Here is a 15,080-nt window from a genome sequence, read left to right on the forward strand (position 1 = left end):
CACCGGACGTCACCCGATGTCCCTCGCGGACGTCACCGACGTCCACCCCGGACGTCATCCGACGTCCACCCAGGAAGCCCTCCGGCTTCCGCCCGGACGTCACCCGACGCCCACCCAGGAAGCCCTCCGGCTTCCGCCCGGACGTCATCCGACGCCCACCCCGGACGTCACCCGACGTCCCCCGTACGAGGGGAAGCGCACCTCGCCGCCGCCGGTCCTCGGTAGTGGCCCCCGGGAGAGTCAACCCCGGGTGCTTCGATCGAAGACCGGCCCGCACCAGTGGAGCGCTTCTCCGCCCCGTCCCCTCGCCACACGGGCGAGCGGGGCGAAAGACGACAAGTAACGGAGAAAACGCTGGTGGAGAACGAGACCCACTACGCCGAGGCCGTCATCGACAACGGCTCCTTCGGCACCCGCACCATCCGCTTCGAGACGGGCCGCCTGGCCCGTCAGGCCGCCGGCTCCGCCGTGGCCTACCTGGACGACGACACCATGGTGCTGTCGGCCACCACCGCTTCCAAGAACCCCAAGGACCAGCTCGACTTCTTCCCCCTCACGGTGGACGTCGAGGAGCGGATGTACGCGGCCGGGAAGATCCCCGGCTCGTTCTTCCGCCGCGAGGGCCGTCCCTCCGAGGACGCCATCCTCACCTGCCGTCTGATCGACCGCCCGCTGCGCCCGTCCTTCAAGAAGGGCCTGCGCAACGAGATCCAGGTCGTCGCCACGATCATGGCGCTCAACCCCGACCACCTGTACGACGTCGTGGCGATCAACGCCGCCTCCGCGTCCACGCAGCTGGCCGGCCTGCCCTTCTCCGGCCCGATCGGCGGCGTCCGCGTCGCGCTGATCCGCGGCCAGTGGGTGGCGTTCCCGACGCACACCGAGCTCGAGGACGCCGTCTTCGACATGGTCGTCGCGGGCCGCACCCTGGAGGACGGCGACGTCGCGATCATGATGGTCGAGGCCGAGGCCACCGAGAAGACGATCAAGCTCGTCGAGGGCGGCGCCGAGGCGCCGACCGAGGAGGTCGTCGCCGCCGGTCTGGACGCCGCGAAGCCCTTCATCAAGGTGCTCTGCAAGGCCCAGGCCGACCTCGCCGCGAAGGCCGCCAAGCCGACCGCCGAGTTCCCGATCTTCCTCGACTTCCAGGACGACGTCCTGGAGGCGCTCACCGCGGCCGTCAAGCCCGAGCTCGCCCAGGCGCTCACCATCGCCGGCAAGCAGGACCGCGAGGCCGAGCTGGACCGCGTCAAGCAGCTCGCCGCCGAGAAGCTCCTGCCGGAGTTCGAGGGCCGCGAGAAGGAGATCTCCGCCGCGTACCGCGCGCTGACCAAGTCCCTGGTGCGCGAGCGCGTCATCAAGGAGAAGAAGCGCATCGACGGCCGCGGTGTCACCGACATCCGCACCCTGGCCGCCGAGGTCGAGGCCATCCCGCGCGTGCACGGCTCGGCGCTGTTCGAGCGCGGTGAGACCCAGATCCTGGGCGTCACCACGCTGAACATGCTGCGCATGGAGCAGCAGCTGGACACCCTCTCCCCGGTGACCCGCAAGCGCTACATGCACAACTACAACTTCCCGCCGTACTCCACCGGTGAGACCGGCCGCGTCGGCTCCCCGAAGCGCCGCGAGATCGGTCACGGCGCCCTCGCCGAGCGCGCCCTGATCCCGGTCCTGCCGTCCCGCGAGGAGTTCCCCTACGCGATCCGTCAGGTGTCCGAGGCCCTCGGCTCCAACGGCTCGACGTCCATGGGCTCCGTCTGCGCCTCCACCATGTCGCTGCTGAACGCCGGTGTGCCGCTGAAGGCCCCCGTCGCCGGCATCGCCATGGGCCTCATCTCCCAGGAGATCGAGGGCGAGACGCACTACGTCACCCTCACCGACATCCTCGGTGCGGAGGACGCCTTCGGCGACATGGACTTCAAGGTCGCCGGCACCAAGGAGTTCGTGACCGCCCTCCAGCTCGACACCAAGCTGGACGGCATCCCCGCCTCCGTCCTGGCCGCCGCTCTCAAGCAGGCCCGTGACGCCCGCCTCCACATCCTCGACGTGATGATGGAAGCGATCGACACGCCGGACGAGATGTCCCCCAACGCGCCGCGGATCATCACCGTGAAGATCCCGGTCGACAAGATCGGCGAGGTCATCGGCCCCAAGGGCAAGATGATCAACCAGATCCAGGAGGACACCGGCGCCGAGATCACGATCGAGGACGACGGCACGATCTACATCGGCGCCTCCGACGGCCCGGCCGCCGAGGCCGCCCGCGCCACGATCAACGGCATCGCCAACCCGACGATGCCCGAGGTCGGCGAGCGCTACCTGGGCACGGTCGTCAAGACCACGACCTTCGGCGCGTTCGTCTCGCTGCTCCCCGGCAAGGACGGTCTGCTGCACATCTCGCAGATCCGCAAGCTGGCCGGCGGCAAGCGCGTGGAGAACGTCGAGGACGTCCTCGGCGTGGGCCACAAGGTCCAGGTCGAGATCGCCGAGATCGACTCCCGCGGCAAGCTCTCCCTGATCCCCGTGATCGAGGGCGAGGACGACGACAAGAAGGACGACGCCGACAAGTGACGTCCCGTGGCTCCAAGGCGACGGCCCGCACCTCCTCGGAGGCGCGGGCCGTCGCCCGTACCCAAACCCTCATCAAGGGCGAGAACGGCATCGGCACGGTCCGCAGGACCACCCTCCCGGGCGGACTGCGCATCGTCACCGAAACCCTGCCCTCGGTCCGCTCCGCGACCTTCGGCATCTGGGCGCACGTCGGCTCCCGCGACGAGACCCCGGCCCTCAACGGCGCCACCCACTACCTGGAGCACCTGCTCTTCAAGGGCACGGCCACCCGCTCCGCGCTGGACATCTCCGCCGCCATCGACGCCGTCGGCGGCGAGATGAACGCGTTCACGGCCAAGGAGTACACGTGCTACTACGCGCGCGTGCTCGACACCGACCTGCCGCTCGCCATCGACGTGGTGTGCGACATGCTGACCGGCTCGGTGATCCGCGAGGAGGACGTCGACGTCGAGCGCGGCGCCATCCTCGAAGAGATCGCGATGACCGAGGACGATCCGGGCGACTGCGTGCACGACCTGTTCGCGCACACCATGTTCGGCGACAACCCGCTCGGCCGCCCCGTCCTCGGCACGGTCGACACGGTCAACGCCCTCACCGCCGACCGCATCCGCCGCTTCTACAAGAAGCACTACGACCCCACGCACCTCGTGGTCGCCTGCGCGGGCAACATCGACCACAACAAGGTCGTCCGCCAGGTCCGCGCCGCCTTCGAGAAGGCCGGCGCGCTCAAGGACCCCGAGGCGCAGCCGATCGCCCCGCGCGGCGGCCGGCGCGCCCTGCGCACTGCCGGGCGCGTGGAGCTGCTCGGCCGCAAGACGGAGCAGGCGCACATCGTGCTCGGCATGCCGGGCCTCGCCCGCACCGACGAGCGGCGCTGGGCCCTCGGCGTGCTGAACACCGCCCTCGGCGGCGGCATGTCCTCCCGCCTGTTCCAGGAGGTCCGAGAGAAGCGCGGCCTGGCCTACAGCGTGTACTCGTACACGTCGGGCTTCGCCGACTGCGGCCTGTTCGGGGTGTACGCGGGCTGCCGGCCCTCCCAGGTGCACGACGTGCTGAAGATCTGCCGCGACGAGCTGGACCAGGTCGCCGAGCACGGGCTGCCCGACGACGAGATCGAGCGCGCCATCGGCCAGCTCAGGGGCTCCACCGTCCTCGGTCTGGAGGACACCGGCGCGCTGATGAACCGTATCGGCAAGAGCGAGCTGTGCTGGGGCGAGCAGATGTCGGTCGACGACATGCTGTCCCGGATAGCCTCGGTCACCCCGGACGACGTGCGCTCGGTCGCCCGGGACATCCTGGGACGGCGGCCCTCCCTGTCGGTCATCGGCCCGCTGAAGGACAAGCAGGCGTCCCGGCTGCACGAGGCCGTCGCCTGACCCACCCCGGCACCACACCCGGTAAGGAAGCAACAGACATGAGCAAGCTGCGCGTGGCGGTCCTCGGCGCCAAGGGCCGGATCGGCTCCGAGGCGGTACGGGCGGTCGAGGCCGCCGAGGACATGGAACTGGTCGCCGCCCTCGGCCGGGGTGACAAGCTGGAGACCCTCGCCGAGACCGGCGCCCAGGTCGCCGTCGAGCTGACCACACCCGCCTCGGTCATGGGCAACCTCGACTTCTGCGTGCGCCACGGCATCCACGCGGTGGTCGGCACCACCGGCTGGACCGACGACCGCCTCGCGCAGCTCAAGGGCTGGCTCGACCAGTCCCCGGAGACGGGTGTGCTCATCGCCCCGAACTTCTCCATCGGCGCCGTGCTGACCATGAAGTTCGCCCAGATCGCCGCCCCGTACTTCGAGTCCGTCGAGGTCGTGGAGCTGCACCACCCCAACAAGGTGGACGCCCCCAGCGGCACCGCCACGCGCACCGCCCAGCTCATCGCCGAGGCCCGCCGCCGGGCCGGCAGCGCCCCCGCCCCGGACGCCACCACCACCGCCCTCGACGGCGCCCGCGGCGCGGACGTCGACGGCGTCCCGGTGCACGCGGTCCGGCTGCGCGGCCTCCTCGCCCACCAGGAGGTCCTGCTCGGCGCGGAGGGCGAGACCCTCACCGTCCGCCACGACTCCCTGCACCACAGCAGCTTCATGCCGGGCATCCTGCTCGGCGTGCGCCGCGTGGTGACCACTCCCGGCCTCACCTTCGGCCTGGAACACTTCCTCGACCTGAACTGAGCCGGTCCCACCCCTATGCGCGCGAAGATCTCCTACGCCCTCACGGCCGCCGTCCTGGTCGTCTACTTCGTCCTGGTCGGCAGCCGCGGCGTGCTGCTCATCAAGGCCGGCACGCTCCTCACGGTCACCTTCGGGGTAGCCGTGCTGATCCTGCCGGTCATCGGCGTGTGGTTCCTCTGGAAGAACACCCAGTTCGTACGGGACGCCAACCGGCTCGCCGCCGAGCTGGACGCCGAGGGCGGCCTGCCCGTGGACAACCTCAGGCGGCTGCCCAGCGGGCGGATCGACCGCGAGTCGGCCGACGAGATCTTCGCGCTGCGCAAGGCCGAGACGGAGGACGCGCCCGACGACTGGCGCAGCTGGTTCCGGCTCGCCGTGGCCTACCACGACGCCCGGGACACCCCGCGCGCCCGCAAGGCGATGCAGCGGGCCATCGCGCTGCGCAAGACCGCCTCCTGAGCGCGCGGGCGGGCATCAGGCGCGCCCGTACTCGTCCGCCCACGCCTCGACCGTGTCGGCCGCGCGGTCGAAGGCCAGCGGGTCGCGCCCCAGGAAGTCCGCGTTGTGCGAGGTCAGCAGCAGCGGCGCCTGCCCCTGCGCCGAGCGGCCCCGCCGGTTCATCACCAGCGCCTGCCCCTGCACGGTCCTGGGCAGCCCCAGCCAGCGCACCGGCTGCTGCACCGTACGCACCGCCGTGACCTGGTCCCAGGCCGTCGTACGCGTGCTCACGAAGGCCACGTGACGCAGCCCCCGGGCGCTCACCCACACCCCCATGCGCAGCAGCCGCAACGCGGCCACCACGATGAGCAGCGCGAACCCGAACACGGTGGCGGCCGACGCGGGCGTGGCCGTCGCCGCGATGATCACGGACGAGAACAGCACGAACGAGGCGAGCAGCAGCAGGACCGCGGCCGCGCCGACCCGCCAGGGGCCGGGCCGGTAGGGACGCCGCCAGCGGTCCCGGTCGTCGTACGGCAGCGCGACGTCGTCCGTCGTGTCGAAGGCGCGGTCGGCCGTCAGGAAGGGCAGGGGCACGGTGGTCCTCACTCGATCCATGCAGGGGCTGTGCCCGGTGAGGCTACCGATCTGTGTCACCCGTCACCAGCCTCGGGGGTCCGGACGGCCGCGCGTCCGCGCCGTAGAGTGGGCGGCGCCCCAGAAGTGATGGAAGGACCCTCCGCGCCGTGACCGACACCCCTGCCGACGACCTCAAGCCGAGTTTCCGCAGCGATGTGACCGTCGAGCTGGTGAAGCACACCGCGTCCGACGCCGACGTGCTGTTCGCCGCCCGTGTCTCGACCCTCGGCGAGCAGTCCCTGGACGAGCTGCAGAAGGACCCCGAGCGGTCCAAGGGCCTGATCAACTACCTGATGCGGGACCGGCACGGCAGCCCCTTCGAGCACAACTCGATGACCTTCTTCGTCAGCGCCCCGATCTTCGTCTTCCGCGAGTTCATGCGGCACCGGGTCGGCTGGTCGTACAACGAGGAGTCGGGCCGCTACCGGGAGCTCGAGCCGGTCTTCTACGTCCCCGACGCCGACCGCAAGCTGGTCCAGGAGGGCCGCCCCGGCAAGTACCGCTTCGTCGAGGGCACCGCCGACCAGCAGAAACTCGTCGGACGCGCCATGGAGGACTCCTACCGGCAGTCCTACGAGGCCTACCAGGAGATGCTGGCCGTCGGCGTGGCCCGCGAGGTCGCCCGTTCGGTCCTCCCCGTCGGCCTGTACTCGTCGATGTACGCCACCTGCAACGCCCGCTCGCTGATGCACTTCCTCGGCCTGCGCACCCAGCACGAGCTGGCCAAGGTGCCGTCCTTCCCGCAGCGGGAGATCGAGATGGTCGGCGAGAAGATGGAGGCCGAGTGGGCCCGCCTGATGCCGCTGACCTACGAGGCCTTCAACGCCAACGGGCGCGTCGCCCCGTAACGGGCGCCGTCCCGCGCCCCGGCGCGGCAGGCGAGCACTGATGTACGCATCAGCCGCGCGAAGTGTCCGTATTGCGACATTTCGTGAAGTTCATCTAGCCTGATCAAACGGGCCCGGCACTGCCTGAACCCCCGAGCAGGCAGTGCCGGGTCCCCCCTTGGCGGCCCTCCGTCGCCTCCCCCGAGGGAAGACCCCGACCTGAGCAACGAGTAGCGTGTAACCCATGGCTCCGACCTCGACTCCGCAGACCCCCTTCGGGCGGGTCCTCACCGCCATGGTCACGCCCTTCACGGCGGACGGCGCACTCGACCTCGACGGCGCACAGCGGCTCGCCACCCACCTGGTGGACGCAGGCAACGACGGCCTGATCGTCAACGGCACCACCGGCGAGTCCCCGACCACCAGCGACGCGGAGAAATCGGATCTCGTACGGGCGATCGTGGAGGCGGTCGGCGACCGCGCCCACGTCGTGGCCGGTGTCGGCACCAACGACACCCACCACAGCATGGAACTGGCCCGCGCCGCGGAGCGCGCCGGCGCCCACGGCCTGCTGGTCGTCACGCCGTACTACAACAAGCCCCCGCAGGAGGGCCTCTACCGGCACTTCACGGCCGTCGCCGACGCCGCCGAGCTGCCCGTGATGCTCTACGACATCCCCGGCCGCAGCGGCGTACCGATCAGCACCGAGACGCTCGTCCGCCTGGCCGAGCACCCGCGGATCGTCGCCAACAAGGACGCCAAGGGCGACCTCGGCCGCGCCGGCTGGGCCATCGCCCGCTCCGGGCTCGCCTGGTACTCCGGCGACGACATGCTCAACCTGCCGCTGCTCTCCATCGGCGCGGTCGGCTTCGTCTCCGTCGTCGGCCATGTCGTCACCCCCGAGCTGCGCGCCCTGGTCGAGGCGTACACCTCCGGCGACGTCCAGAAGGCCACCGAGATCCACCAGAAGCTGCTCCCCGTCTACACGGGCATGTTCCGCACCCAGGGCGTCATGACCACCAAGGCGGCGCTCGCGCTCATGGGCCTCCCGGCGGGCCCCCTGCGCGCCCCCATGGTCGAGTGCACGCCCGAAGAGATCGAGCAGCTCAAGATCGATCTTGCCGCGGGCGGGGTACAACTCCAGTAATCAGACTTCGCGCGCCCCGGGCGCGCAGAACGACTCCACAACTGAATACGCGGGCCACCGGTGCCCGCACATCCAACGACAACTGCTTCTGCACGAACGTCATGCGCGCCACGTGCCCAACCGGTACGTGGCGTGTGTGGTGAGGAGAGTCTTTTGAGTCATCCGCATCCTGAACTCGGCCCGCCCCCGCCGCTCCCCGAAGGTGGCCTGCGGGTCACCCCGCTCGGTGGTCTCGGCGAGATCGGCCGCAACATGACGGTCTTCGAGTACGGAGGCCGCCTGCTGATCGTCGACTGCGGAGTGCTCTTCCCCGAGGAGGAGCAGCCCGGAATCGACCTGATTCTGCCCGACTTCTCGTCCATCCGGGACCGTCTCGACGACATCGAGGGCATCGTCCTCACCCACGGTCACGAGGACCACATCGGCGGCGTCCCCTTCCTCCTGCGCGAGAAGCCGGACATCCCGCTGATCGGCTCCAAGCTCACCCTCGCCCTGATCGAGGCCAAGCTCCAGGAGCACCGCATCCGCCCGTACACCCTCCAGGTCGCGGAGGGGCAGCGCGAGCGCATCGGCCCCTTCGACTGCGAGTTCGTGGCGGTCAACCACTCCATCCCGGACGCGCTGGCCGTCGCCATCCGCACGCCGGCGGGCATGGTAGTGCACACGGGCGACTTCAAGATGGACCAGCTCCCGCTGGACAACCGCCTCACCGACCTGCACGCGTTCGCCCGGCTCAGCGAGGAGGGCATCGACCTCCTCCTCTCCGACTCCACGAACGCCGAGGTCCCGGGCTTCGTCCCGCCCGAGCGCGACATCTCCAACGTGCTGCGCCAGGTCTTCGCCGGCGCACGCAAGCGGATCATCGTGGCCAGCTTCGCCAGCCACGTCCACCGCATCCAGCAGATCCTCGACGCCGCCCACGAGTACGGCCGCAGAGTCGCCTTCGTCGGCCGCTCGATGGTGCGCAACATGGGCATCGCCCGTGACCTCGGATACCTCAAGGTGCCGCCGGGCCTGGTCGTGGACGTCAAGACGCTCGACGACCTCCCCGACAGCGAGGTGGTCCTGGTCTGCACGGGCTCCCAGGGCGAGCCGATGGCCGCGCTGTCCCGCATGGCCAATCGCGACCACCAGATCCGCATCGTCGAGGGCGACACGGTGATCCTGGCGTCGTCGCTGATCCCCGGCAACGAGAACGCGGTCTACCGCGTGATCAACGGCCTGACCCGCTGGGGCGCCAACGTCGTCCACAAGGGCAACGCCAAGGTGCACGTCTCCGGACACGCCTCGGCCGGCGAGCTGCTGTACTTCTACAACATCTGCCGCCCGAAGAACCTGATGCCGGTCCACGGCGAGTGGCGCCATCTGCGCTCCAACGCCGAACTGGGCGCCCTCACCGGCGTCCCGCACGACCGCATCGTCATCGCCGAGGACGGCGTGGTCGTCGACCTCGTCCAGGGCAAGGCCAAGATCGTCGGCAAGGTCCAGGCGGGCTACGTCTACGTCGACGGCCTCTCCGTCGGCGACGTCGGCGAGCCGGCGCTCAAGGACCGCAAGATCCTCGGCGATGAGGGCATCATCTCGGTGTTCGTGGTCATGGACGCCTCCACCGGCAAGATCACCGGTGGACCGCACATCCAGGCCCGCGGCTCCGGTATCGAGGACTCGGCGTTCGGCGACGTGATCCCGCGGATCACCGAGACGCTCGAGCGCACGGCCCAGGACGGGATCGTCGATCCCCACCAGCTGCAGCAGCTCATCCGCCGCACGCTGGGCAAGTGGGTCTCCGACACCTACCGGCGCCGGCCGATGATCCTGCCCGTGGTGGTCGAGGTCTGACGGATCGTCGAACGCCGCACACGCGTCAACCGGCAGCGGGGCGCCTCGATTTGCATCGGGGCGCCCCGCTCCAGTACGTTTACAACTCCTCCCGAGCGGGCACCCGGCCACTTCATGCGGTCGGACACCAGTGCCCGGTGAGGGTGGGAAAGCCGGCTCAGAATCTCTGATAAAGTCGGGTCCGCCGGAAAGGAAAGCGCGAAAGCGTCGACCTGGAAAGCACCGAGGAAATCGGATCGGAAAGATCTGATAGAGTCGGAAACGCAAGACCGAAGGGAAGCGCCCGGAGGAAAGCCCGAGAGGGTGAGTACAAAGGAAGCGTCCGTTCCTTGAGAACTCAACAGCGTGCCAAAAGTCAACGCCAGATATGTTGATACCCCGACCTGATCGGTTCGATCGGGTTGAGGTTCCTTTGAAAAAATACACAGCGAGGACGCTGTGAACGTCGGGATTATTCCTCCCGATGTTCCGCTCTCGTGATGTGTGCACCCGATTACGGGTAAACATTCACGGAGAGTTTGATCCTGGCTCAGGACGAACGCTGGCGGCGTGCTTAACACATGCAAGTCGAACGATGAAGCCCTTCGGGGTGGATTAGTGGCGAACGGGTGAGTAACACGTGGGCAATCTGCCCTGCACTCTGGGACAAGCCCTGGAAACGGGGTCTAATACCGGATACTGATCGCCTTGGGCATCCTTGGTGATCGAAAGCTCCGGCGGTGCAGGATGAGCCCGCGGCCTATCAGCTTGTTGGTGAGGTAATGGCTCACCAAGGCGACGACGGGTAGCCGGCCTGAGAGGGCGACCGGCCACACTGGGACTGAGACACGGCCCAGACTCCTACGGGAGGCAGCAGTGGGGAATATTGCACAATGGGCGAAAGCCTGATGCAGCGACGCCGCGTGAGGGATGACGGCCTTCGGGTTGTAAACCTCTTTCAGCAGGGAAGAAGCGAAAGTGACGGTACCTGCAGAAGAAGCGCCGGCTAACTACGTGCCAGCAGCCGCGGTAATACGTAGGGCGCGAGCGTTGTCCGGAATTATTGGGCGTAAAGAGCTCGTAGGCGGCTTGTCGCGTCGGTTGTGAAAGCCCGGGGCTTAACCCCGGGTCTGCAGTCGATACGGGCAGGCTAGAGTTCGGTAGGGGAGATCGGAATTCCTGGTGTAGCGGTGAAATGCGCAGATATCAGGAGGAACACCGGTGGCGAAGGCGGATCTCTGGGCCGATACTGACGCTGAGGAGCGAAAGCGTGGGGAGCGAACAGGATTAGATACCCTGGTAGTCCACGCCGTAAACGGTGGGCACTAGGTGTGGGCGACATTCCACGTCGTCCGTGCCGCAGCTAACGCATTAAGTGCCCCGCCTGGGGAGTACGGCCGCAAGGCTAAAACTCAAAGGAATTGACGGGGGCCCGCACAAGCGGCGGAGCATGTGGCTTAATTCGACGCAACGCGAAGAACCTTACCAAGGCTTGACATACACCGGAAACGTCCAGAGATGGGCGCCCCCTTGTGGTCGGTGTACAGGTGGTGCATGGCTGTCGTCAGCTCGTGTCGTGAGATGTTGGGTTAAGTCCCGCAACGAGCGCAACCCTTGTCCCGTGTTGCCAGCAGGCCCTTGTGGTGCTGGGGACTCACGGGAGACCGCCGGGGTCAACTCGGAGGAAGGTGGGGACGACGTCAAGTCATCATGCCCCTTATGTCTTGGGCTGCACACGTGCTACAATGGCCGGTACAATGAGCTGCGATACCGCGAGGTGGAGCGAATCTCAAAAAGCCGGTCTCAGTTCGGATTGGGGTCTGCAACTCGACCCCATGAAGTCGGAGTCGCTAGTAATCGCAGATCAGCATTGCTGCGGTGAATACGTTCCCGGGCCTTGTACACACCGCCCGTCACGTCACGAAAGTCGGTAACACCCGAAGCCGGTGGCCCAACCCCCTTGTGGGGAGGGAGCTGTCGAAGGTGGGACTGGCGATTGGGACGAAGTCGTAACAAGGTAGCCGTACCGGAAGGTGCGGCTGGATCACCTCCTTTCTAAGGAGCACTTCTTAACTCGGACTTGTCGGTCAGAGGCCAGCATGCGAGCGAACGTCCGCACTGGTTGCTCATGGGTGGAAAGCGTTGACTACTCGGCACACTCAGCCAACTCGGCCTGCTAGTACTGCTCTTCGGAGCGTGGAACGCAGACCACGGGGGGCGAGGGTGTCGGCACGCTGTTGGGTGTCTGAGGTACGCCGCATGGTCGCCTTCAGTGCCGCCCCAGTGCAACTCGAGCCGTATGGCTTGGGTGATGGGTGGTTGGTCGTTGTTTGAGAACTGCACAGTGGACGCGAGCATCTGTGGCCAAGTTTTTAAGGGCGCACGGTGGATGCTTGGCACCAGGAACCGATGAAGGACGTGGGAGCCACGATAGGCCCGGGGAGTCGTCAACCAGGCTTTGATCCGGGGTGTCCGAATGGGGAAACCCGCAGTCGTCATGGGCTGTCACCCTTGCCTGAACACATAGGGCAAGTGGAGGGAACGCGGGAAGGTGAAACATCTCAGTACCCGCAGGAAAGAAAACAACCGTGATTCCGGGAGTAGTGGCGAGCGAAACCGGATGAGGCCAAACCGTATGCGTGTGAGACCCGGAGGGGTTGCGCATTCGGGGTTGTGGTCTCTCTTTCATGGTCTGCCGCCATGAGACGAGTCAGAAACCGTTGATGTAGGCGAAGGACATGCGAAAGGTCCGGCGTAGAGGGTAGACCCCCGTAGTCGAAACGTCAGCGGCTCGTTTGAGAGACACCAAGTAGCACGGGCCGAGAAATCCCGTGTGAATCTGGCGGGACCACCCGCTAAGCCTAAATATTCCCTGGTGACCGATAGCGGATAGTACCGTGAGGGAATGGTGAAAAGTACCGCGGGAGCGGAGTGAATAGTACCTGAACCGTGTGCTACAAGCCGTGGGAGCGTCGCGTTGAGTGCTTGCACTCAACGTCGTGACTGCGTGCCTTTTGAAGAATGAGCCTGCGAGTTTGCGGTGTGTTGCGAGGTTACCCGGTGGGGAAGCCGTAGCAAAGCGAGTCCGAACAGGGCGATTTTAGTAGCACGCTCAAACGACCGAAGCGGAGTGATCTAGCCATGGGCAGGTTGAAGCGGAGTAAGACTTCGTGGAGGACCGAACCCACCAGGGTTGAAAACCTGGGGATGACCTGTGGTTAGGGGTGAAAAGGCCAATCAAACTCCGTGATAGCTGGTTCTCCCCGAAATGCATTTAGGTGCAGCGTCGTGTGTTCTTGCCGGAGGTAGAGCACTGGATAGGCGATGGGCCCTACCGGGTTACTGACCTTAGCCAAACTCCGAATGCGGTAAGTGAGAGCGCGGCAGTGAGACTGTGGGGGATAAGCTCCATGGTCGAGAGGAAACAGCCCAGAGCATCGACTAAGGCCCCTAAGCGTACGCTAAGTGGGAAAGGATGTGATCGCACAGACAACCAGGAGGTTGGCTTAGAAGCAGCCACCCTTGAAAGAGTGCGAATAGCTCACTGGTCTAGTGATTCGCGCCGACAATGTAGCGGGCTCAAGCGTACCGCGAAAGTCGTGTCATTCACACAATAGGGCCAACGCCTGTGTGGATGGGTAGGGGAGCGTCGTGTGCCGGGTGAAGCAGCCGCGGGAAGCGAGTTGTGGACGGTTCACGAGTGAGAATGCAGGCATGAGTAGCGATTCACACGTGAGAAACGTGTGCGCCGATTGACTAAGGGTTCTGGGTCAAGCTGATCTGCCCAGGGTAAGTCGGACCTAAGGCAGACCGACAGGCGTAGTCGATGGATAACCGGTTGATATTCCGGTACCCGCTGTGAAGCGTCAAACATCGAATCCAGTGATGCTAAGCCCGTGAAGCCGCCGGCTGAGTCTTCGGACGAGGTCGGGAGTGGGAGCCGGTGACCCGAGCTGGTAGTAGGTGAGTGATGGGGTGACGCAGGAAGGTAGTCCATCCGGGCGGTGTTGTCCCGGGGTAAGGGTGTAGCCGAGTGGTAGGCAAATCCGCCACTCATTGAGGTGAGACCTGATGCCGAGCCGATTGTGGTGAAGTGGATGATCCTATGCTGTCGAGAAAAGCCTCTAGCGAGTTTCATGGCGGCCCGTACCCTAAACCGACTCAGGTGGTCAGGTAGAGAATACCGAGGCGTTCGGGTGAACTATGGTTAAGGAACTCGGCAAAATGCCCCCGTAACTTCGGGAGAAGGGGGGCCATTCCTGGTGATGGCTTGCGCTCTGAGCTGGGGGTGGCCGCAGAGACCAGCGAGAAGCGACTGTTTACTAAAAACACAGGTCCGTGCGAAGCCGTAAGGCGATGTATACGGACTGACGCCTGCCCGGTGCTGGAACGTTAAGGGGACCGGTTAGCTCACCTTCGGGTGGGCGAAGCTGAGAACTTAAGCGCCAGTAAACGGCGGTGGTAACTATAACCATCCTAAGGTAGCGAAATTCCTTGTCGGGTAAGTTCCGACCTGCACGAATGGCGTAACGACTTCTCGACTGTCTCAACCATAGGCCCGGTGAAATTGCACTACGAGTAAAGATGCTCGTTTCGCGCAGCAGGACGGAAAGACCCCGGGACCTTTACTACAGTTTGATATTGGTGTTCGGTTCGGCTTGTGTAGGATAGCTGGGAGACTGTGAAGCTCGGACGCCAGTTCGGGTGGAGTCGTCGTTGAAATACCAGTCTGGTCGTGCTGGATGTCTAACCTGGGTCCGTGATCCGGATCAGGGACAGTGTCTGATGGGTAGTTTAACTGGGGCGGTTGCCTCCTAAAGAGTAACGGAGGCGCCCAAAGGTTCCCTCAGCCTGGTTGGCAATCAGGTGTTGAGTGTAAGTGCACAAGGGAGCTTGACTGTGAGACCGACGGGTCGAGCAGGGACGAAAGTCGGGACTAGTGATCCGGCGGTGGCTTGTGGAAGCGCCGTCGCTCAACGGATAAAAGGTACCCCGGGGATAACAGGCTGATCTTCCCCAAGAGTCCATATCGACGGGATGGTTTGGCACCTCGATGTCGGCTCGTCGCATCCTGGGGCTGGAGTCGGTCCCAAGGGTTGGGCTGTTCGCCCATTAAAGCGGTACGCGAGCTGGGTTTAGAACGTCGTGAGACAGTTCGGTCCCTATCCGCTGTGCGCGTAGGAGTCTTGAGAAGGGCTGTCCCTAGTACGAGAGGACCGGGACGGACGAACCTCTGGTGTGCCAGTTGTTCTGCCAAGGGCATGGCTGGTTGGCTACGTTCGGGAGGGATAACCGCTGAAAGCATCTAAGCGGGAAGCCTGCTTCGAGATGAGGACTCCCACCTCCTAGAGAGGGTAAGGCTCCCAGTAGACGACTGGGTTGATAGGCCGGATATGGAAGCACGGTAACGTGTGGAGTTGACCGGTACTAATAGGCCGAGGGCTTGTCCTCAGTTGCTCGCGTCCACTGTGTT

Annotated in this window: 8 protein-coding genes and 2 rRNA genes; 9 read left to right on the forward strand and 1 reads right to left on the reverse strand. The window is 65.7% G+C overall.

Annotated elements, in window-relative coordinates:
• Positions 1 to 357: 357 nt before the first annotated feature.
• From AY578_RS24430 to AY578_RS24445, 4 genes are read left to right on the forward strand one after another with little or no spacing between them, the layout of a single operon-like run.
• Positions 358 to 2,571, forward strand: coding sequence for a polyribonucleotide nucleotidyltransferase (locus AY578_RS24430; protein ID WP_019527145.1), 2,214 nt, complete (start codon positions 358 to 360; stop codon positions 2,569 to 2,571).
• A complete protein-coding gene (locus tag AY578_RS24435) occupies positions 2,568 to 3,947 on the forward strand; it encodes a M16 family metallopeptidase (RefSeq protein ID WP_028961811.1) in 1,380 nt (459 codons plus the stop codon). The genes AY578_RS24430 and AY578_RS24435 overlap by 4 nt, the downstream gene beginning before the upstream one ends.
• Positions 3,948 to 3,985: 38 nt before the next feature.
• Positions 3,986 to 4,738, forward strand: coding sequence for a 4-hydroxy-tetrahydrodipicolinate reductase (gene dapB, locus AY578_RS24440; protein ID WP_019527147.1), 753 nt, complete (start codon positions 3,986 to 3,988; stop codon positions 4,736 to 4,738).
• Between the two features lie 15 nt (positions 4,739 to 4,753).
• Entirely contained in the window at positions 4,754 to 5,197 is a 444-nt protein-coding gene (locus tag AY578_RS24445; RefSeq protein ID WP_019527148.1) for a tetratricopeptide repeat protein, read from the forward strand.
• Between the two features lie 15 nt (positions 5,198 to 5,212).
• Here the strand turns inward: AY578_RS24445 and AY578_RS24450 are convergent, their stop codons facing one another.
• Positions 5,213 to 5,773, reverse strand: coding sequence for an SCO5741 family PH domain-containing membrane protein (locus AY578_RS24450; protein ID WP_019527149.1), 561 nt, complete (start codon positions 5,771 to 5,773; stop codon positions 5,213 to 5,215).
• A 149-nt stretch (positions 5,774 to 5,922) separates the two neighbouring features.
• On the opposite strand from AY578_RS24450, the gene thyX reads away from it, so the two are divergent.
• The 5 genes from thyX to AY578_RS24475 all read left to right on the forward strand — a co-directional run bounded on the left by thyX (position 5,923) and on the right by AY578_RS24475 (position 15,058).
• Complete coding sequence (thyX, locus tag AY578_RS24455) at positions 5,923 to 6,663, forward strand: FAD-dependent thymidylate synthase (protein WP_258905485.1); 741 nt, start codon at positions 5,923 to 5,925, stop codon at positions 6,661 to 6,663.
• A 223-nt stretch (positions 6,664 to 6,886) separates the two neighbouring features.
• Positions 6,887 to 7,789 (forward strand): 4-hydroxy-tetrahydrodipicolinate synthase, encoded by a 903-nt coding sequence (gene dapA, locus AY578_RS24460; protein ID WP_019527151.1) that lies wholly within the window; start codon positions 6,887 to 6,889, stop codon positions 7,787 to 7,789.
• 153 nt (positions 7,790 to 7,942) lie between these two features.
• Positions 7,943 to 9,628 carry a ribonuclease J gene (locus AY578_RS24465; RefSeq protein ID WP_019527152.1) on the forward strand — a complete coding sequence of 562 codons (1,686 nt, stop codon included), beginning with the start codon at positions 7,943 to 7,945 and terminating at the stop codon, positions 9,626 to 9,628.
• Positions 9,629 to 10,134: 506 nt separating this feature from the next.
• A 16S ribosomal RNA gene (locus tag AY578_RS24470) occupies positions 10,135 to 11,662 on the forward strand.
• 307 nt (positions 11,663 to 11,969) lie between these two features.
• A 23S ribosomal RNA gene (locus AY578_RS24475) occupies positions 11,970 to 15,058 on the forward strand.
• Together the 16S and 23S rRNA genes form the textbook arrangement of a ribosomal RNA operon.
• The last annotated feature ends 22 nt before the right edge of the window (positions 15,059 to 15,080 follow it).

This window comes from Streptomyces thermocarboxydus, from assembly GCF_024760485.1.
In the GTDB taxonomy this organism is placed as follows: Bacteria; Actinomycetota; Actinomycetes; order Streptomycetales; family Streptomycetaceae; genus Streptomyces; species Streptomyces cellulosae.

Excerpts from the sequence above, each read along its gene's own strand:
- dapB (WP_019527147.1), top strand. The coding sequence starts at position 3,986 with ATGAGCAAGCTGCGCGTGGCGGTCCTCGGCGCCAAGGGCCGGATCGGC.
- dapA (WP_019527151.1), top strand. The coding sequence starts at position 6,887 with ATGGCTCCGACCTCGACTCCGCAGACCCCCTTCGGGCGGGTCCTCACC.
- AY578_RS24445 (WP_019527148.1), top strand. The coding sequence starts at position 4,754 with ATGCGCGCGAAGATCTCCTACGCCCTCACGGCCGCCGTCCTGGTCGTC.